At 69.6% G+C, this 19467-nt stretch carries 21 protein-coding genes; 10 read left to right on the top strand and 11 right to left on the bottom strand.

Annotated elements, in window-relative coordinates; genetic code table 11:
• Positions 1-96 precede the first annotated feature (96 nt).
• The 4 genes from pilB to mazG all read right to left on the bottom strand — a co-directional run bounded on the left by pilB (position 97) and on the right by mazG (position 3747).
• Complete coding sequence (pilB, locus tag VGW35_23150) at positions 97-1800, bottom strand: type IV-A pilus assembly ATPase PilB (GenBank protein HEV8310570.1); 1704 nt, start codon at positions 1798-1800, stop codon at positions 97-99.
• 66 nt (positions 1801-1866) lie between these two features.
• Positions 1867-2244, bottom strand: a complete 378-nt coding sequence (locus VGW35_23145; GenBank protein HEV8310569.1) for a response regulator — start codon at positions 2242-2244, stop codon at positions 1867-1869.
• A 107-nt stretch (positions 2245-2351) separates the two neighbouring features.
• Positions 2352-2897, bottom strand: a complete 546-nt coding sequence (locus VGW35_23140; protein HEV8310568.1) for a macro domain-containing protein — start codon at positions 2895-2897, stop codon at positions 2352-2354.
• A 61-nt stretch (positions 2898-2958) separates the two neighbouring features.
• A complete protein-coding gene (gene mazG, locus VGW35_23135; protein ID HEV8310567.1) occupies positions 2959-3747 on the bottom strand; it encodes a nucleoside triphosphate pyrophosphohydrolase in 789 nt (262 codons plus the stop codon).
• Between the two features lie 246 nt (positions 3748-3993).
• On the opposite strand from mazG, the gene VGW35_23130 reads away from it, so the two are divergent.
• Positions 3994-4395, top strand: a complete 402-nt coding sequence (locus VGW35_23130) for a DUF1844 domain-containing protein (protein HEV8310566.1) — start codon at positions 3994-3996, stop codon at positions 4393-4395.
• A 123-nt stretch (positions 4396-4518) separates the two neighbouring features.
• Here the strand turns inward: VGW35_23130 and VGW35_23125 are convergent, their stop codons facing one another.
• The gene (locus VGW35_23125) at positions 4519-5148 is read right to left on the bottom strand and encodes a hypothetical protein (protein ID HEV8310565.1); all 630 of its coding nucleotides are present in this window, start codon (positions 5146-5148) and stop codon (positions 4519-4521) included.
• Between the two features lie 250 nt (positions 5149-5398).
• Between VGW35_23125 and VGW35_23120 the strand changes: the two genes are divergently transcribed.
• The 8 genes from VGW35_23120 (at position 5399) to VGW35_23085 (ending at position 15303) form a co-directional block, all read left to right on the top strand.
• Positions 5399-5737 (top strand): Hsp20/alpha crystallin family protein, encoded by a 339-nt coding sequence (locus VGW35_23120; protein HEV8310564.1) that lies wholly within the window; start codon positions 5399-5401, stop codon positions 5735-5737.
• A gap of 96 nt (positions 5738-5833) precedes the next feature.
• Complete coding sequence (gene dnaK / locus VGW35_23115; GenBank protein ID HEV8310563.1) at positions 5834-7750, top strand: molecular chaperone DnaK; 1917 nt, start codon at positions 5834-5836, stop codon at positions 7748-7750.
• 33 nt (positions 7751-7783) lie between these two features.
• The gene (locus VGW35_23110) at positions 7784-8812 is read left to right on the top strand and encodes a J domain-containing protein (protein HEV8310562.1); all 1029 of its coding nucleotides are present in this window, start codon (positions 7784-7786) and stop codon (positions 8810-8812) included.
• Between the two features lie 43 nt (positions 8813-8855).
• Positions 8856-9239 (top strand): helix-turn-helix transcriptional regulator, encoded by a 384-nt coding sequence (locus VGW35_23105; GenBank protein HEV8310561.1) that lies wholly within the window; start codon positions 8856-8858, stop codon positions 9237-9239.
• A gap of 40 nt (positions 9240-9279) precedes the next feature.
• Positions 9280-9828: a TraR/DksA family transcriptional regulator gene (locus tag VGW35_23100; GenBank protein HEV8310560.1), complete on the top strand. Its 549-nt coding sequence runs from the start codon at positions 9280-9282 to the stop codon at positions 9826-9828.
• A 43-nt stretch (positions 9829-9871) separates the two neighbouring features.
• On the top strand, positions 9872-12322 hold the full coding sequence (gene lon / locus VGW35_23095) for an endopeptidase La (GenBank protein ID HEV8310559.1): 2451 nt from the start codon (positions 9872-9874) through the stop codon (positions 12320-12322).
• A 75-nt stretch (positions 12323-12397) separates the two neighbouring features.
• Positions 12398-14407, top strand: a complete 2010-nt coding sequence (locus tag VGW35_23090; protein ID HEV8310558.1) for a hypothetical protein — start codon at positions 12398-12400, stop codon at positions 14405-14407.
• Positions 14408-14553: 146 nt separating this feature from the next.
• Complete coding sequence (locus VGW35_23085) at positions 14554-15303, top strand: transglycosylase SLT domain-containing protein (GenBank protein ID HEV8310557.1); 750 nt, start codon at positions 14554-14556, stop codon at positions 15301-15303.
• A gap of 163 nt (positions 15304-15466) precedes the next feature.
• Here the strand turns inward: VGW35_23085 and VGW35_23080 are convergent, their stop codons facing one another.
• The 4 genes from VGW35_23080 to VGW35_23065 form a co-directional block, all read right to left on the bottom strand.
• A complete protein-coding gene (locus tag VGW35_23080) occupies positions 15467-15877 on the bottom strand; it encodes an NUDIX hydrolase (protein ID HEV8310556.1) in 411 nt (136 codons plus the stop codon).
• Positions 15874-16311, bottom strand: a complete 438-nt coding sequence (locus VGW35_23075; protein HEV8310555.1) for a hypothetical protein — start codon at positions 16309-16311, stop codon at positions 15874-15876. Before VGW35_23075 ends, VGW35_23080 begins: the two co-directional genes overlap by 4 nt.
• A gap of 5 nt (positions 16312-16316) precedes the next feature.
• Positions 16317-16877, bottom strand: a complete 561-nt coding sequence (locus VGW35_23070; GenBank protein HEV8310554.1) for an isochorismatase family protein — start codon at positions 16875-16877, stop codon at positions 16317-16319.
• A 79-nt stretch (positions 16878-16956) separates the two neighbouring features.
• The gene (locus VGW35_23065; protein HEV8310553.1) at positions 16957-17199 is read right to left on the bottom strand and encodes a hypothetical protein; all 243 of its coding nucleotides are present in this window, start codon (positions 17197-17199) and stop codon (positions 16957-16959) included.
• A gap of 448 nt (positions 17200-17647) precedes the next feature.
• Here VGW35_23065 and VGW35_23060 point away from each other — a divergent pair, with 448 nt between their 5' ends.
• On the top strand, positions 17648-18187 hold the full coding sequence (locus VGW35_23060) for a CHRD domain-containing protein (GenBank protein HEV8310552.1): 540 nt from the start codon (positions 17648-17650) through the stop codon (positions 18185-18187).
• A 108-nt stretch (positions 18188-18295) separates the two neighbouring features.
• Here the strand turns inward: VGW35_23060 and VGW35_23055 are convergent, their stop codons facing one another.
• Complete coding sequence (locus VGW35_23055; protein HEV8310551.1) at positions 18296-18865, bottom strand: ATP-binding protein; 570 nt, start codon at positions 18863-18865, stop codon at positions 18296-18298.
• Positions 18832-19467: hypothetical protein (locus VGW35_23050; protein ID HEV8310550.1), on the bottom strand; the 636-nt coding region annotated here is incomplete at its 5' end. The genes VGW35_23055 and VGW35_23050, both read right to left, overlap by 34 nt.

Genomic DNA, 19467 nt, shown 5'->3' with positions numbered 1-19467 from the left:
TTGCTCCTCCCTCTCCCGACCGGGTCGCGACGCCCGCGACCCGCTCACGGCCTGCTACCGTGGGAACCCGCGCCGGGGCCGTCGCGCCCGTGTCACTCAATCGGCGAATGTCACGCGGATGATCTCGTCCAGCGTGGTCATGCCCATCGACACCTTGCGCAGCCCCGACTGGCGGAGGGTCCGCATGCCGTGCTTCGTGGCCACCTCTTTCAGCTCGTTAGCCGGCCGCTGCTTGACGATGGCTTCCTGGAGTTCCGCGTTGATGTACAGGATCTCGTGAATCGCCATGCGTCCCCGGTACCCCGTGTTCGCGCAGGCCGAGCATCCGGTCCCCTTGTAGACCTTGACCCCCTCGGCCTCCTCCGGCTTGAAGCCGACGTCGAGCAGGACCGACAAGGGCAGCTCGATCGGCTCCCGGCACTCCACGCAGATCCGGCGGCAGAGGCGCTGGGCCACCACCATCAGCAGCGACGAGGAGACGAGGAATGGCACGATCCCCATGTCCAGGAGCCGGGTCACCGTGCTGGGGGCGTCGTTCGTGTGGAGGGTGGAGAAGACCAGGTGGCCGGTCAGCGCCGCCCGGATGGCGATCGACGCCGTCTCGGTGTCGCGCATCTCCCCGACCAGGATCACGTCCGGATCCTGGCGAAGGAACGAGCGCAGGGCCAGCTGGAACGTCATCCCGATGTCCTCGCGGACGTGGACCTGGTTGACGCCCGGCAGGTTGTACTCGACGGGGTCCTCGGCCGTCATGATGTTGATATCGGCCGAGTTGATGGTGGAGACGGCGGCGTAGAGCGTGGTGGACTTGCCGCTCCCGGTCGGCCCCGTCACCAGGATCATCCCGTAGGGGGTCTGGATGACCCGCCGGAACCGCTCCAGGTCGTCTTCCTCGAACCCGAGCTTCTGGAGGTCGAGCACGACCCCGGACTTGTCCAGGATCCGCATGACGATCTTCTCGCCGAAGATCGTGGGCAGGGAGGAGACGCGGAGGTCGACCTCCTTGCTGGAGAACTTCACGGAGATGCGCCCGTCCTGGGGTAGCCGGCGCTCCGCGATGTCCATGTTGGCCATGATCTTCACGCGCGAGAGGATGGCGGCCTCCATCTGTTTCGGCGGCGCCATGACGTCGTGGAGCACGCCGTCGATCCGGTACCGCACCCGGAAGACCTTCTCGTACGGCTCGAGGTGGATGTCGGAGGCCCGCTTGCGGATCGCGTCGGCCAGGATCAGGTTGACGAAGCGGATGACCGGCGCCTCGCCGGCCTCCTCGCCCATCTCGCTGATGTCGACCTTCGCCGCCTTGTCGACCAGCTCGATCTTGTCGCCCCCGACCTGCTGCTCCGTCTTGAGGATCTCGTCGAGCTTGGCCGCGCTGTCGACGTAGTTCTTGTCGATCGCCTCCTTGATGGCCGTCTCGGAAGCGAGCACCGGGATCACGTGGAGCCCGGTGGCGAACTGCACGTCGTCGATGGCGAGGACGACGGTGGGGTCGGAGAGGGCCAGGGTGAGGGTGTTGCCCACCTTCCGGACCGGGAACACCTGGTACTTCTGGACGACCTCCTTCTTGACCAGCCGGATGATCTCCTCCGTCACCTCGACGCGCTGGAGGTTGATCACCGGGATGCCGTACTTGCGGCTCAGGAAGTCGAGGAGGTCTTCGTCGCTGAGGAACCCCAGCCGCTTGAGGATGCTGGCGAGGCGATCGCCGGACTTCCGCTGCTCCGCCGTGGCCTTTTGGGCCTGCTCGGCGGTCAGCAGGTTTTCCTTGACGAGAAGCTCGAGCAGACGCGGGTTCATGACAGCAAGCCGCTCCATCCCGTCCGGCCCGTGCGGCCGGCGAGAGCTTAAGAGAAAAGTGGAGTATTATGGCCCGGCTTTGCCGGGAACGCCAAGCGTTTTGTTGACCAGCTCGATGAAGCGGTCCAGCCCGGAGCCCTTCTCGAAGAAGGCCACCGAGCGATAATGCTCGACTTTGCGACCTAATGCTTCCCCGACGACTCCCGTAATGAGAATCACCGGGACCTGCGCATCGACCTGGCGAATCGACTCCAGGACGAGCAGGCCGTCCAGGTCGGGCATCATCACGTCGAGGACGGCGAGGGCGGGCCGGGTCTCCTGGAACTTCCGGAGGGCCTCGGTCCCGGAGGTCGCCCGGATGACCTCGTGACCGGCCAGCGTCAGGGCATCTTGAAGAACGTCCAGCACAGCGGGGGCATCGTCGGCGACGAGGATCCTGGCCATGGCAACTCGCGTGGCCTAATCTTCTCCGCCACGCGCGCCGAGAACGCAACCTTTTTCGCGCTCGCCGGGAGGTCGCCCCGGATGCAACGGTCGTGCCACTAAGGAGCTCAGCCCACGCGCCGGGCGCCGCTTCCTCCCAGCGCCGCGCCGAACGCCTGGTAGGTGTCGTCCTGGAACAGGACGAGGTGGATGCGCCGGATCGTCGACTCCGGCACTTCGCTGAAGTGCGTCCGCAGCGCGCCGACCATGGCCTCGGCCGATTCTTTCGGCGCCATCCGTCCCACGCCGGTGCCGAACGCGGGAAACGCCAGGCTGTGCAGCCGCATCTCCTCGGCGCGGCGCAGCGTGGCGAGCGTCGCCCGCTGCACCACCTCGGAACCGGACCTGAGGTCCTGGCCCATCACCGCGGCATGGATCACGTAGCCGGCCGGCAGGTTGCCGGCGGTGGTCACGACGACGTCGCCGACCTCGATCGGACCCTGCCGGACCGCGTCCTCCTCGATGATGGTCCCGCCCTTCCGCTTGATGGCCCCGGCGACTCCCGCCCCCATCCAGAGGTGGTTGTTGGCGGCGTTGACGATCGCGTCCACCTCGTACTCGGTAATGTCCCCACGTTCGAGGACGACGTCCGCCCGCCCGACCTTGACCTTCATCGCGCGCTCTCCTCGGGGGCGCTTCTGTTTCCGGCTCCGGAATCGATCCGCGGGGGCACCCTCAGCTCTCCCGAGCCTTGGCTTCGAGCCACAACCGTTCCATCTCGCTCAGCGTGAGCGAGCGCAGCTCGCGACCCTCCGCGTCGGCGGCGTCTTCCATGTGCCGGAACCGGGTAGAGAATCGCTCGGCGGTGTCTTGGAGCGCCGCCTCGGGGTCGGTCCCGGCAAGACGCGCCACGTTTACCACGGAAAAGAGGAGGTCCCCGATCTCGGCCCGAATGCGCTCCGGCGCCCGCGCCTCGAGCGCGGTACCGAGTTCGGCCACCTCTTCCCGGACCTTTTCGAGCGCGCCCTGCGGGTCCGGCCAGTCGAAGCCGACGCGGGAGGCACGATGCTGGATGCGCTGGGCCCGGAGAAGTCCCGGCAGGCTCCGGGGAATACCGTGGAGTGCGGAGCGGCGCGTGGCGCCTTCCCCCTGCTTGATCGCTTCCCACTGGGTGAGGGCCTCGGCGGCCGTGCCGATCACGCGATCACCGAAGACGTGAGGATGCCGCCGCACCATTTTCTCCGTCAGCGCCGCCAGGAGATCGGCCATCGTGAACTCGCCCCGCTCCCGGGCGATCTTGGTGTGGAACACGACCTGGAACAGGAGGTCGCCCAGTTCCTCCATGATGCGCGGCGCCTCGTCCGACTCGAGGGCTTCGAGCACCTCGTACGCCTCCTCGACGAGGAACGGACGCAGACTCTCCCGGGTCTGTTCGCGGTCCCAGGGGCATCCCCCTTCGTCTCGGAGTCGGGCCATCACCGCGAGTAGTTCGACGAATCGCTGGCCAGGGTCGGAGCCCTGCATGGATGGCCCCATTATACAGAAAGCGCTCGGGCACCCTCTACGGCCTCGACGGGCCCCTCCCAGACCGGAAAATTGCGCCGGCAAAGCCGGCCCCCGAAGCGGAACACCACCCGTAGGCGATAGGCAATCGCGTGGCGCCGCGACAGCCCGACCGCCTCCCGCTTCCTTGCCGTCCCCGGGCCCGTATGTTACGGTGAGAGCGCTGTTTCCTGCATGTGGAGCGCCGCCTTCCCAGGAGGTACGAGCGTGCCCGAAAAAGAGGCCGATCCGGGATTCACCGTCGTCGACCGCCGCCGGCGCGGAGAGGACGAGGCCGAGGCCCCGGCCGCCTCACGCCCGGCCGCGTCCCGGCCGGCTCCGCCGCCCCCGCGCCCGGAGACGATGGTCCCGCCCCAGGGCCGTCTGCGCGCCGATCTCCCCTCGTTCTGCGTGATGCTCTACAGCGAGGCCCTGGTCCACCTCGGCCAGGTTCCCGATCCGATGAGCGGGCAGCCGCACGTGGACCTCGAGCAGGCCCAGTTCACGATCGACTTGCTCGCCATGCTCAAGGAGAAGACGGAGGGGAACCGGACCTCCGAGGAGACCGCGGTTCTGGACGAGATACTCGCCACACTGCGGATGGGGTTCGTCCGGGCACGCGGGCGGTAGGTCATTTCGGGGGGGTCTCGGAAGCCCCCCCGTCGTGGCGGCGGCGAAGCCGCCGCTCGGAGCCCTCCTCGTGCCGCGACACGCCCGCTGGTCGGCGCCGGGTCGGATTACTCCGACAGGCGCCTAACTGCCGCGGGCGCGCGTGTGGATCACCAGCCGGTCGGGCTCGACGTCGATTCGCTCGACGACCCGGGGCAGGCGCCACGTGAGCTGGCGGCGGGGATCGACGCGCAGCATCCGCCAGATCCAGCGTGGGGGGACCGGCTGCCGTCCCAGGGTCGTCCGGCTCACGACGAACTCCCCTTCCCCTTCCCGCACCTCGAGCCGGCCTCGTGCTCCGACCCACAGGTCGAGGTCGAGGAGCGCGTCCGGCAACACGGAGACGAGGCTCGACAGGGCGGACCCGGTCAGCAGGGAGCGCGGGGTCGTCCGTCCTGCCACTTCGAGCCATCCAGCCTGAGACCGCGCGGCGAGCGACTGCACACCGAGGCGGCGGCTGTCGACATACCGGGCGAGGAGAGCGTTCAGCTCGGCCAGTGTCAGGATGATCGGGTCGTCCCCGACGGCGACCCCTCCGCCCCGCAAGAGGACCTCGGCCACCCGCTGCTGGGCTCGAACTCCCGCGACGGGGTCGTGGGCTGGGAGGACGGCCGCGTCAGGCCGACCGAGCAACCGACCCGCCAGGACGAACCCGGCCAGGGCGGCCAACCCGGCAGCTGCCAGGAGCGCCAGGCGGAAGCGCCGGGGACGCATAGCTCACCCTAAGCCAATCTCCGTATCGAATCAAGACAAATGAGGACGCCCCCGAAGACTTGACAATGGAGCTATCACCTGATATAACTCTCAGTGACTCAACTACCTAAGGAGGAATCTCATGGGGGTGGAGCGTTGGCGGCCGCTGCGGTTTGAAAGGCTGGATCCTTTCCGAGATCTTCTGGACATCCAGTCCGAGGTAAACCGGGCCTTTGACGCCTACTTCGGCCGACAGGCCCGGCCGGGTGCCATGGACCAAGTGTGGGCTCCGGCGGTCGACATCTACGAGACCAAGGACGACCTCGTCGTGACGGCGGAGCTGCCGGGGGTGAAGGAGAAGGACGTCCATCTTTCCATTGTCGGAGACGTCCTGTCCCTGCGGGGCCAGCGGGTACTCGACAATCAGGTCAAGGAGGAGAACTACCACCGCATCGAGCGGTGGACCGGAAGCTTCGAGCGGCACATCCAGCTCCCCATTCGGGTCCAGGCTGACAGGGTCCGGGCCACGTATCGTGACGGCGTCCTCGAGATCCGGCTTCCGAAGGTCGAAGAGGTGAAGCCCCGGGAGATCAAGATCGACGTGGGCTGAGTCCCCGAGGGCCGAGGCCCGTCGCATCGGCGGGACCTCGCCCGGCGCGCTCGGCCAACGTAGCGGCACGAGATCAGAACGAAGGAGAAGGGACATATGGCCAAGGTTATCGGCATCGATCTGGGGACCACCAACTCCGTGGTGGCGGTCGTCGAGGGCGGCGAGCCCGTCGTCATCCCCAACCAGGAGGGGAGCCGCCTCACCCCGTCCGTCGTGGGCTTCACGAAGGAAGGCGAGATCGTCGTCGGGCAGGTGGCCAAGCGACAGGCCATCACGAACCCCGAGAACACGGTCTTCTCGATCAAGCGATTCATGGGACGCCGCCACGACGAGGTGCTCCACGAGATCAAGCTCGTCCCGTACAAGGTCGTCAAGGCCCCGAACGGCGACGCCCGCGTGGATATCCGGGGCAAGGTGTACTCCCCGCCCGAGGTCTCGGCCATGATCCTCCGCAAGCTCAAGGAGGCCGCCGAGGCATACCTGGGCGAGAAGGTCACCAAGGCCGTCATCACCGTCCCCGCCTATTTCAACGACAGCCAGCGCCAGGCGACCAAGGATGCCGGGACGGTGGCCGGGCTCGAGGTCTTGCGGATCATCAACGAGCCGACCGCGGCCGCGCTCGCCTACGGCCTCGACAAGAAGAAGGACGAGGTCATCGCCGTGTACGACCTCGGCGGCGGCACCTTCGACATCTCGATTCTCGAGCTCGGCGAGGGTGTCTTCGAGGTGAAGGCCACCAACGGCGATACCCACCTGGGCGGTGACGACTTCGACCAGCGGGTCATCGACTGGATCGCCGAGGAGTTCCGCAAGGAGCACGGCATCGACCTGCGGAAGGACCGCATGGCGCTGCAGCGTCTGAAAGAGGCGGCCGAGAAAGCCAAGTGCGAACTGTCCACGACGCTCCAGACCGAGATCAACCTGCCGTTCATCACCGCCGACGCCAGCGGTCCGAAGCATCTGGTGATGACGCTCACGCGAGCCAAGCTCGAGTCCCTGGTGGCGGACCTGATCGAGCGGACGATGGAGCCGTGCCGTCAGGCCATGAAGGACGCCGGGGTGTCGGCCAAGCAGATCGACGAGGTCATCCTGGTCGGGGGGCAGACGCGGATGCCGAAGGTTCAGGAAGTCGTCCGCGAGCTGTTCGGCAAGGAGCCGCACAAGGGCGTGAACCCGGACGAGGTGGTGGCGGTCGGCGCCGCCATCCAGGCCGCGGTGCTGGCGGGCGAGGTCAAGGACGTCGTCCTGCTCGACGTGACACCGCTGTCACTGGGCATCGAGACCTTGGGCGGGGTCATGACGACCCTGATCCCGCGGAACACGACGATACCGACCCGCAAGTCGGAGACCTTCACGACGGCCGCCGACAACCAGACCTCGGTGGAGGTCCACGTTCTCCAGGGTGAGCGCCAGATGGCGCGGGACAACCGCACCCTCGGCAAGTTCCACCTGGTCGGAATCCCGACGGCGCCGCGCGGGGTGCCCCAGATCGAGGTCACCTTCGACATCGACGCCAACGGCATCCTCAACGTGTCGGCCAAGGACACGGCCACCGGAAAGCAGCAGGCCATCACGATCACCGCCTCCTCCGGCTTGACCAAGGACGACATCGACCGGATGGTGCGGGAGGCGGAGGCGAACGCCGAAGACGACAAGAAGCGCCGGCAGGAGATCGAGGTCAAGAACCAGGCCGACTCGCTCGCCTACAACATCGAGCGCCAGGTCAACGAAAGCGGCGACAAGATCCCGGCGACCGACAAAGCGGCGATCGAGGACGCGATCAAGGAAGTCCGCGAGGCGCTGACGGGCGACGACCTCGAGCGGATCCAGCGGGCTTCGGAGGCGCTGACGCGCGCCTCGCACAAGATGGCCGAGGTGCTGTACCGCGAGGCGCAGGGCAAGCAGCAGCCGCCCGGCGCGTCGGGGGCGACCGGAGCGTCCGATGGCAAGACCCGCACGGCCGAAGGGGAGGTCGTGGACGCGGAGTTCGAGGACCTCGGCGGGAAGCACTGAGGGCCCCGCCCGGGGAGCCCCGAGGGCGTCGTGATGCGCAAGCGAGACTACTACGACGTCCTCGGGGTGTCCCGGCAGGCGACGCCCCTGGAGATCCGCCGGGCCTACCGACGGCTGGCCCGCCAGCATTCCCCCGACGTCAACGTCTGGGACGAGCGCGCTGCCGGACTGTTCGAGGAGATCACCGAGGCCTATCGGGTCCTGAACGATTCCCGGGCGCGGGCGCTGTACGACCGTCTCGGGCACCGGGCCTTCGACCCGGGCCCCGCCGAGCGGGAGGAGCCGGCGCTCAGGGGAGACGATCTCCACTACCCGATCGAGATCGAGTTCGAGGAGGCGCTCCATGGCGTCTCGGCCGTTCTCGACGTCACGCGGCAGGAGCCGTGCGCGGCGTGCCAGGGCACCGGGGGGGCCGGCGGTGGACACGCCATGCGCTGCCTGGCGTGCGAGGGGCACCCGGTCCGCCTCGTGATCGAACGGGCCACCGCCGTGGCGACCCGCTGTGAAGCCTGCGGCGCCACCGGGTGGCGGCTGCCCGAGCCGTGTGCCGCCTGCGCGGGGCGGGGGACCGCGTCCCGGCGCGCCCGGGTTCGGGTGGAGATCCCGCCGGGCGTCGATACGGGCGCCCAGATCCGCGTTCCCGGAGAGGGGCATGCCGTCCGGGCGCCCGGGGCGCGAGGAGACCTGGTGGTGATCACGCGGGTCCGGCCCCATCCGTTCTTCACTCGGAAGGGGGACAACCTCTACTGCGAGGTGCCGCTGACGGTCCCCGAGGCGGCGCTGGGGTCGCGGATCCCGGTCCCCACCCTCGACGGTCCGGCCGTCATCACGGTGCCGGCGGGAACGCAGAGTGGGCAGACCTTCCGGCTCCGCGGAAAGGGCTGCCAGCGGCTCGATCGAGAAGGCCGCGGCGAACTGTTCGTGGTGGTGCGGGTGGTGATCCCGAAGCAGACGGATTCCACGCTGGAGGAAGTCCTCCGGGCTCTCCAGCGGCTCCTGCCCGAGGACCCGCGGGCAGGGTTGTGGGGCCATGGCCGAGGAATGCCGAAGGAGGCGCGATGAGGCACGGCTCGGTTCCAGTTCCAGCGCCGATGCGGGGGCCGCGGTGAGCGACCCCGGTCGGCCCCTCTACCTCATCGGGGTGGTGGCGGACATGCTGCACGTCCACCCCCAGACTCTCCGCCTCTACGAGCGGAAAGGGCTGGTCCGGCCGAGCCGGACGGTGGGTCGCACCCGGCTCTACTCGGCCGAGGACGTCGACGACGTCCGGCGCATCCTGCGCCTGACGCGCGACCTGGGCGTGAATCTGGCAGGGGTCGAGATCATCTTAAGGATGAGGCGGCAGATGCTTCAGATGCAGAAGGAGCTCGAGGAGCTGGCGTCCCACGGGCGCCAGGAGGGTGGCGCCGACCGATACCCGGAGGGGGCCGAGGCGTCGGCCCTCGTGCGCGTCGCCGACCGGCACCTACAGAAGCTCGATGTCCTCTAGACCTGCGCTCCGGTCCACGGAGGCACCCGAGGAGGAGGGAATGGCACGAACACGACCCGGCAAGAGCTCGGCGGCCGTCAAGCGCGCGGCGGCCGTGAAGGGCCCCGCCGCCGTGAAGCGCCCGGCGCCCGTCAAGGGACCGCCGGCCAGAAAGCCCGCGGCCGTCGAAAAAACGAACCCCGCCGTGGTCCAGGCGGAGCTCAAGGCCCTCCTGCTCGCCAAGCGGGCCGAGCTCGTGGCCAAGCTGCGCGAGGAGCGTGAAGGCCGTCGCGAGGCGACCGAGCGGGAGAAGATCGAGGGAACACCCTTCGGCGACCGCCCGGGGCTCAGCCCCGACGACGAGATGGGCTTCGCCGTGGCCGATCGCCGGGCCGGGATGCTGGCCCAGATCGACCTCGCGCTCAAGAAGATGGAGGAAGGGAGCTACGGCCGGTGCGAGGTGTGCGAGGAACCGATCAACGGGATCCGGCTGCGCGCGCATCCGTTCGCGGTCCGCTGCACCCGCTGCCAGGAGGCCTGGGAGCGGGAACAGCTCCGCGTGGACGCGGCACCGGTGCGCGCTCGAGCCGTACCGGAAGAGACGGCCTGATCGATCGGCCCGGGTCACCGACAGGCGAGTGACAGGTGATCGGATGAGCGAGCCAACGGTCGCGGTCGAGACCAAGGCGGCAGAGGGCGAGCGGGCCAAGCGGCCGGCCACCCCGGACGAGCTTCCCCTCCTCCCCCTCCGGGAAGCGGTACTCTTCCCGCAGGCGGTACTCCCGCTCGCGGTGGCCCGCCCGGCCTCGGTCCGGCTCGTGGACGAGGCCGTGCTGGGCTCGCGACTCATCGGGGTCGTGACCCAGCGGGATGCCTCGCAGGAGGCGCCCACGGGCGACGACCTCCACGGGGTCGGGACGGTCGCCGTCGTCCACAAGATGCTCAAGCAGCCCGACGGGACCATCCGGCTGGTCATCCAGGGGCTCGAGCGGTTCCGCATCGTCGCGTTCACCCAGAGGACGCCGTACTTCAAGGCGCGCATCGAGCCGCTACCCGACGTCGACCCCGCGCCGGACGACATCGAAGCCGAGGCCCTGGCGCGCCAGGCGCTGGCCACGTTCCAGCGGATCGTGGAGTTGTCGCCCATGCTGGCCGACGAGCTGGCCACGCTCGTGGCGTCGGCCGGCGATGCGGGGCAGATGGCCGATCTCATCGCGGCGGTCCTGCCCTCGCTCACGTCGGAACGCAAGCAGGTTCTGCTCGAGACCTCGGAGGTCAAGGCGCGGCTCGGGCACCTCGTCGAAGCCCTCGCCAAGGAAGCGGAGGTCCTGGAGCTCGGCTCGAAGATCCAATCGCAGATCCAGAGCGAGATGTCGAAGACCCAGCGTGAGTATTACCTCCGCGAGCAGATGAAGGCGATCCAGAAGGAGCTCGGCGAGGGCGACGAGCGGGGGGAGGAGATCGCCGAGCTGCGAAAGAAGATCGAGGCCGCCGGCATGTCGGAGGAGGCCAACCGCGAGGCGCTCCGGGAGCTCGACCGGCTGGCCAAGATGCCGCCGGCGGCGGCCGAGTACACCGTGGCTCGGACCTACCTCGAATGGCTCGTCTCGCTCCCCTGGCAGAAGGAGACCCGCGACGAGATCGACCTCGGGCGCGCCCGCGCCGTGCTCGACGAGGACCACTGGGGTCTCCCCAAGATCAAGGACCGGATCCTCGAGTACCTGGCCGTGCGAAAGATCCACCCCGAGGGCAAGGACCCGATCATCTGCTTCGTCGGCCCGCCGGGCGTCGGCAAGACGTCCCTGGGCCGGTCGATCGCCCGCGCGCTGGGCCGGAAGTTCCACCGCATCTCGCTCGGCGGGATGCGGGACGAGGCCGAGATTCGGGGCCACCGGCGGACCTACATCGGGGCCCTTCCCGGCCAGATCATCCAGGGGTTATGCCGCACCGAGTCCCGCAACCCCGTGTTCATGCTCGACGAGGTGGACAAGCTGGGCTACGACTTCCGGGGCGACCCGGCCTCCGCACTCCTCGAGGTGCTGGACCCCGAACAGAACTCGACTTTCCGGGACCACTATCTCGACGTGCCCTTCGATCTTTCGCGGGTCCTGTTCATCACCACCGCCAACCTCCTGGACCCGATCCCTCCGGCGCTCCGGGACCGGATGGAGGTCATCCAGCTGTCGGGCTACACCGAGGACGAAAAGATCGAGATCGCGCGTCGCTACCTCGGTCCCAAGCAGGCCCGGGAACACGGCCTGACGCTGGACCAGGACGTCGCCTTCACCGACGAGACGCTCCGACTGCTCGTGCGAAGCTACACGCGCGAGGCCGGGGTCCGGAATCTCGAGCGCGAGATCGCCTCGCTCTCCCGGAAGGTGGCCCGGCGGCGCGCGGAAGGGGACTCGACTCCGGTCACGATCACGCCGGAGCGCGTCACGGCCCTGCTGGGGGCGCCGCGCTTCCTCCTCGAGGAAGAGCTCGAGGAGCGGACTCGGGTGCCGGGGGTGGCGGTCGGTCTGGCCTGGACCCCGGCCGGCGGGGACATCCTCTTCATCGAGGCCTCCAGGATGAAAGGCGGGAGGTCGCTGACGATCACCGGCCAGCTGGGTGACGTCATGAAGGAGTCGGCCCAGGCCGCCGTGTCGTGGGTGCGCGCGCACGCGCACGAGCTCGGCATCGATCCGTCCTTCTGGGCCGAGTACGACGTCCACCTGCACGTGCCCGCCGGCGCCATCCCGAAGGATGGCCCTTCGGCCGGCATCACGCTGGCGACGGCGCTGGTCTCGCTCCTCACCGGCCAGGCCGTCCACCCGCGGCTCGCCATGACGGGCGAGATCACCCTGACCGGTCGCGTCCTTCCGGTCGGCGGCATCAAGGAGAAGGTCCTGGCCGCGCACCGGGCCGGTATCACGACGGTGATCCTGCCGCGGCAAAACGAGAAAGCGCTGCTGGAGGACGTCCCGGCCGAGGTACGGGCCAGCCTCGCCATCCACCTCGTCTCGACGGTGGCCGAGGTGCTCCGCCTCGCCCTGCCCGGCGGGTGGGCACGGCGCCGCCCGGAGCCCGACGCGGCGGCGCTCGTCGGCGTCGGAGGGAACTGACCCCACCGCGTCCCAGGTGAGACTGAGACCGCAAAACTGAAGAAGATCGGAGGCCGAGCCGCGTAAGATACCCCGGTGGGACACGTGCTGCGTCCGGTCGCCATCGAGGCGGCTCCGTCACCGTCCGACCGGCGAGGAACTTCGCCGGACCCCGCGGAACCGGCGCCTCGCGCGGCGGGCCGCGCCCGGCGCGCGGCCCCCTCCTGGATCGCCGTCGCGGCCATTGCCGGGGCCGGCGTCATCATCCTGGTCGTCCACGCCTTGCGCTACCCGCCCTATCTGGTCGACGACGCCTACATCTCGCTCCGCTACGCGCAGCGCCTCCTGGCGGGCCACGGTCTGACGTGGACCGACGGGGAACACGTCGAGGGCTACTCGAACCTCCTGTGGCTGTTGGCCTGCGCCGGGCTCGGCGCGCTGGGTGTCGGCCTGGTGGACGCCGCCCGCAGCCTCGGGCTGGCCACGATGAGCGCGGCGCTGGTGATCGTGGTCATCGCCGCCCGCGCATCCAGCCCGGGCTCTCTCCTGCCAGCGGCCGCCGGGGCGCTGGCGCTGGCGCTCTCGCCGTCGGTCGCCTACTGGGCCACCGCCGGGCTGGAGCAACCCCTCGTCGCTGCGCTGCTCGCCGGCGCCGCCGTGCTGAGCTTCGGGCTCGTGGAAGGCCAGGCCCCGGCGCCCCTCCGCTGGCGCGATGCCCTCAAGCCGGGGATTCCCCTCGGTCTCCTCTGCCTGACGCGACCTGACGGCCCGCTGTTCGCGCTCGTCGGCGGTGCCGGCATCGCGGTGTTCCGCGCCCGAGGCGGCGACGGCTGGCGCGCGCTCGTGCGCGTCGGCGCGGTGCCCGCGCTCGCCGTGCTGGGTCAGCTCGCGTTTCGGCTCGCCTACTACGGCGACTGGATCCCCAACACGGCCCGGGTCAAGGTCGCCCTCACCTCGCGCCGCCTGCTGGTCGGGCTCGATTCGATCGAGCGTGCGCTCCTGCCCCTGGGGATCCTGTGGCTCGCCACCCTGCTCGCCGTCGGCGTCACCGTCGTCGACCCTCGCCGGCGTGCCCGCATCGGCCTCGTCCTCTTCCTCCTCGGGGCCTGGACGGCCTACGTGGTGGTGGCCGGCGGAGACCCCATGCACCTGCACCGACTGCTGGTCCCGAGCGTGATCCTCATGGTGCTGCTCCTGGTCGAGACGCTGGCCTGGACGGTCGGGCGGGGCGACGGTTGGCGCGTCGCCGCGTGGGTGGGGGCCGGGCTGGCGATCGCCCTTCACACGGTGGCGGGCCAGGTGGATCTCTCGAACCGAAACGCCCTGATCGTCCGCCCCCCGGTCACGTGGCGGCGGGTCGTGATCGGCAACGTCCTCCGACAAGCCTTCGGCCCCCAGCGGCCGCTGCTCGCCGTCGATTCGGCGGGGATCATGCCCTACTATTCCCAGCTCCCGGCCCTCGACATGCTGGGACTCAACGATCGATACCTCGCCACCCACCGTCCCGCGAGCTTCGGCCGAGGGCACCGAGGTCACGAACTGGGCGACGGGGGATACGTCCTCGAGCGGGCACCCGACCTCATCGTCGGCGGGCTCGCCGGCGACTCTCGATCCTTCATCTATCGGAGCGGGATCGAGATGGAGCGCGATCCACGCTTCCCGCGGTGGTACCAGTGCGTGCAGATCGAGGGCGACGATCCCCAGCCCGCGCGCTTCTACATGTGGGTGCGCCGAGAGGGGGCGGTCGGGATCCAGCGCGGGCCCTCGCGGGTGACGATTCCGGGGTATCTCTTCGCGACGGCGCCGACAACGGTCGCCCGCCTCGACCCGCAGGGCCGGCTGGGCACCGTCCTCCGGACCGGAGAGCCCGGGCGCCTCGCGGACCTGGAGATCCCGGAGGGTCGCTGGAGGGTCGAGCCCTCGGTCATGGGCGCCGCGGTCACGGTCCGGATCCTGCCCGCGGACTCGTCGACCCCGGTCGCCCTCGGCTCGGCTGGCCTGCGCTTCCATGCTCAGCCGGCCCACGCCTATGCCATCGAGGTCGGCGTCGCGAGCGACGCCGATCGACCGGCCCATCTTCTGGGCCTCGCGCTTCACCGCGACTGATCCCGTCTTTCCTCCGACGTCTCCGTCCGACGCCGAGCTCGTTGCCTCGACGTCCCATCTGGGAATTGATCGGGCGTGGGGCAGAGCCACTACGGAAGCTCGGAAACTTGACAGGCTCGCGGGCCATTCCCTAGAATGAGCGCCCTATGATCAAGAAGGGCGCCGGGAATGCGTGCTGGTTGGGCGTGCTGGCCGGACTCGTGCTCGTCGGGCCGGCCGAGGCCGGGATGTTCCGCTTCGAGGATGCCTCCGGAGTCGTACACTTCACCAACGCGCCATCCGATCCGCGCTATCGTGGGCTGCCCGGCTGGATCGAACCGCAGCCCGCGCCGCGCTCCATCACCCGCAGCGCGGCCCCGACACCCTTTGCCGAGTTGATCCAGCTGGCCTCGAGCCGCTACCGGGTCGATCCCCGCCTGGTGCAGGCGGTGGTCGTCGTGGAGTCGGCCGGCAATCCCCGGGCGGTCTCCCGGAAGGGCGCCCAGGGACTCATGCAGCTCATGCCCCAGCGCTCCGCGGAGCTGGGCGTCCGGAACGCCTTCGACCCCCAGCAGAACGTGGACGGCGGCGTCCGTCACCTGCGTGACCTGCTCGAGCGCTTCTCGGGCGACGTGACGCTCGCCCTCGCCGCCTACAATGCGGGCGAAGTCGCCGTGCGCACCCATCAGGGGGTGCCGCCCTACCCGGAGACACAGGACTACGTGCGGAAGGTGCGCGCGCTGTATCAGGGCGTCGGCGGGTCCGGAGCGAGCGGCTCGGCCGCCAACGGCTCGAGGCCGGTTGGAACCGCCACCCAAGCGCCGCAGGAGATCTATCGACAGGTGGAGGGCGACGGCACCGTGCTCTACACGAACGTGCCGCCCAGGCCGGCCCCGCGCCTCAAGCCCCGCTCCTAGATGCATCGGAGGGGGCCTCGACGGCCCCCTCCGAGACCTCCCCCAGGACCCGGTTGCGCGGGCAAAGCCCGCGCTCGGAATGGCGAGCGTTACATCGGCAGGGGGCTCGACGGCCCCCTTCGAGACCTCCCCCACCTCTCGGGACCCGGACCGCGCGCGCGGCTCAGTAGCGGCGGCGGTCGTAGTCGTCGAGAATCTGGGCGTGGTCGAAGACCAGGGGCTGAGGGAGGGTCTCGCGCCGGAACGTTCCGATCTCCCGGGCGTCGCTTCCCGCGCGCGGCGTGCCGCTCCCCCGCGCGATGAACACCGTCGAGATCGTGTGGCCGCGCGGATCGCGGGCGGGATCCGAATAGGTGTGGAACTGCCGCGAGAGCTCGATCGCGAGGCCGGTCTCCTCGCGCGCCTCCCGCACGGCCGCCGCCTCCAGCGTCTCCCCGAACTCCACGAACCCGCCGGGAAGGGCCCAGCCGATCGGCGGGTTGCGCCGCGCGATCAGCACGATGGCGCCCTCCGGAAGCTCGATGATCACGTCGACCGCGACGCGGATCGCGCGGGACGGCGGTCGGGCCGTCACCGGCCGCCGCGCCGCCAGACGAGGTCCAGGAACCGATCCAGGAAGCCGTCCGCGACGAAGACCTGACTGCCCTCGCGGGTGGCCTCGCGGTCCATGCCCCACACGGCGGCCCGCTTGCCGGCTCCCTCCGGGTCGATCTGGATGAACACCCGCTGGCCCCGGGTGTAGGCCACCGGCAGATCCTCGTAGATCTGCGTCGTGAAGGCGTTGACGCTGGGGCCCCCGAGCGCGATCGCGGGGAAGAACTCCGCCATCTCGTTCTGCAGCATCCACAGGTCGGTGACCACGACCCCCGCTTGCGAGTCCGTCCCGCGACCACGCTCGTTGATGGTCCGCTTCAGCTCGTAGGCGATCGGTCGGTCCTCCTCTTCGGCGAGCAGGCCATGGCCGACCACGACGAGCACGGTCGAGCGGATGTCGAAGTAGCGCGGCACCGCGGTTACTTCAGGAAGGGCGCGAGCGCGCGGAAGTCGTCGGTGTCGGCCTGCCGGAGGAGCTGGAACAGCACGGTCTCCGTGGTGGTGACGACGACCCCCTCGCCCCGCAGCAGGGCGAGGCCGATCTCCCAGTTCGGGCGCATCCGGGAGACCGTCGCGTCGGCGGGCACGTGGACCGCGAAGCCCTCGGCCAGGAGATCGAGGGCCGTCATCAGGACGCAGACGTGGGTCTCGAGACCGGAGACCACGACGGCCTGCGCCCCGAGCCGGCGCAACCCGTCGGTGAACCCGTCGACCGCGCAGCAGCTGAACGCGACCTTGCTGATCGGCTCCACCGTGCCCAGGGCGTCGCGCACCTCCGACAGGGTATGGCCGAGTGCCTTCGGGTACTGCTCGGTGACGATGACGGGCATCGCGAGCCGGCGGGCACCGGTCGCCAGGATCTTGAGGTTGCGGACCATGGCCTCGCGCTGCTCGGGATCCATCGCTCCGAACAGGCGCTCCTGGACATCGACGATCAGCAGGGCCGTGTGCTGACGGTCCAGACGAACCCCTTCACGCACCGCCGACCTCCCTCCCACCTCGGTGGTGGCGTCCAGTATAGCGGAGCGTGAAGCCGGTCGGCCACCCGGCCGGCTGGTCTCAGGCACCGCGCCTTCGGTACTGGAGGAGCTTCGCCGGCGGGACCAGATCGGCGGGATCGAACGGGAGGATCGGGACCGCGCGCTCATCGGGGAGGAGAAGCCACTTTCCCCGAACCTTCTCCCAGGCCTCGTAGAAACCGCAGCCGCGGCTCAGCAGGGCCAGGAGCTGATCGTGCGTCCGCTCCTGCGCCGCATAGAGAGCGGCTTCGAGCTTGCCGGCATCCTCGAGAGCCCGGTACATCGAGGGGCGATGCGCCCGCCAGTGCGACTTGGCGAGAAGCCCGTAGGTGGTCAGGGGGTAGCCCAGAAGTCGATCCTCCTCTCCTCGGGTTCGCGGCCGGATGGCCGCCGATGGTTCCGGCGTGCCCTCATCCTCGGGGATCGGCAGGGGCCGCGTAAAGACGGGAGCAGACGTAATCGTTTCCGCTGGCGGGAGCTTCCTGAGTCGGACACGGGGCGGGCGCGCGCGCGCGTCCCAGCCGAGAGTGGAGCGACGAATCACGTCCGGGCGAGGGCAAGAAATTGTCAGGCGCGGGATATCCCCCCGCGCGGACCGTCCCAGCTGGGAAGAACAAACCCGCAAATGGGCTGCGGAACACACCCCCGGCTTCCGGCGCGTCGTGGCGCGAACCTTGCTTCCCTCTCCACTGCGTTCGAGAAGCACCCAACACGGAAAGGGAGGCGGCGACATGAAGCGGATGGTCACGACACTGGCGGCTCCTGCGGCCCTGCTCGCGGCTTTCGTCGCGCCTGCGTTCGGCGGTCCCGGTCCTGCTCACGAGGACGACGAGAAGGGCAAGCACAAGGCGTACCTGCGGGGCTACGAGGAGGTGCCGGCAGTCTCCACCAACGGCAAGGGCGAGTTCACCGCGCGGGTCACCACGGACGGCACGGTGCTCGAGTACAAGCTGTCCTATCGGGACCTCGAGGGCGTGCCGTCGACCGCGGAGCTTCACTTCGCCCAGTCGGCCGCCAACGGCGGGCTCATCGCGGTCCTGTGCGTGAACCCGGCCACCGCGACGACCCCGGCCTGCCCGCCGTCCCCGGGCACCGTCGAAGGGACCCTGAATGCGAGCGAGATCCTCGGCCCGGCGGCCCAGGGGATCGCGGCCGCAGAGTTCCAGGAAGCCCTGCGTGCCATCCGTCAGGGCCTGACCTACGTCAACCTGAAGACCGCAAAGTTTCCCGACGGCGAGATCCGCGGCCAGGTCCGCCGCGGCTACAAGTAGAGAGGGATCGCGCCCGCGGCGCCGGGGAGCGTGAGGCTCTCTGGCGCCGCGCGTGGCACCACCCCGCCGACCCCATCGCCACTACCCGTCGCCGCGTCCGGCCCCGAGTCAGGAAAGGCGCCGCTCGATCCCCCGGTAGGTGAGCGCCTCCGCGAGGTGCTCCGGCCCGATCGCCTCCCGAGCCGCCAGGTCCGCGATCGTGCGCGCCACCTTGAGGACGCGATCGTGGGCGCGCGCCGAGAGCCCGAGCCGGTCCACGGCATGGCCGAGGACCTGCCGGCCTTCCCGCGTGAGGCCGCAGTAGCGCGCTACCTGCCGCGGCAGCATTCGGCCGTTCACCCGGAAGCGGCCCCGTCCCCAGCGCTCCCGCTGGCGCTGGCGCGCCGCGATGACCCGCTTCCGGATCGCCGGCGACCCCTCGCCCGCTGCCGGCGCCTCCAGATCCCGGTAGGGGACGGGGGGTACCTCGAGGTGCAGATCGATCCGGTCCAGGAGCGGCCCCGACAGCCGCCCCAGGTAGGCCGCCCGCTCGGCCGGCGTGCACGCGCACGTCCCCAGGTCGCGACAGCCACGCCGGCAGAAGTTCGTGGCGCCCACGAGCTGGAACTCCGCCGGAAACGTGAGGCTGGCGCTCGCGCGTGAGATCACCACCAATCCGTCCTCGAGCGGCTGCCGCAAGGTTTCCAGGACGTGGGCCCGGAACTCCGGCAGCTCGTCCAGGAACGAACTGCCTTTCTACCAATCACAGCGTCGACGTCGGCGTGGACCGTAACCTCGCGTTCCAACGACGAAAGAGCTGCGTCTTCACCGTCCGGATGGCGTGGATCAGAGTCATCGGGAAGCCGAGTACCCGGTCCCCCATCGCCCTCGGAGAAGAGCGCCCTGATCTCCTCCGGAATGTAGTAGACCTTCTTCCGCCGGACGGTCTGGACCTTTGCCGCGGCGCGTCCCTCGCCGTGCCAGTCCATGACCAGGACGTAGCCATCGGCGTCTGGGTAGATCCAGACCGTCTCGGCGAGGGCTCGGACGATCTCCTTCCGGGTCCGTTGACGGAACCGCTGCCACGCAGCAGCCGGGTGCTTGAGCACCTCCAGCCGACGAAGGATCTCGGGCGAGAGCAGGGCCGGCTCAGGCTCGGCCGGGCGCGTGACCGCCGCCCGAGCGACATCGAGCTGGGAGAGCACCTCCTCGAACTTGGCTACAAGCCGGGTGCGCGCCTCGGCGCTCCTTGCGTCGGCGATCGCCTCCTCGAGCATCCGCGCCCGGCGGTTCAGCACCAC

Source organism: Candidatus Methylomirabilota bacterium (assembly GCA_036005065.1).
Lineage (GTDB): Bacteria > Methylomirabilota > Methylomirabilia > Rokubacteriales > DASRDR01 > DASYQW01.
Note: the sequence above shows the minus strand (reverse complement) of the source record. Positions and strands in the feature narration are given on the sequence as shown.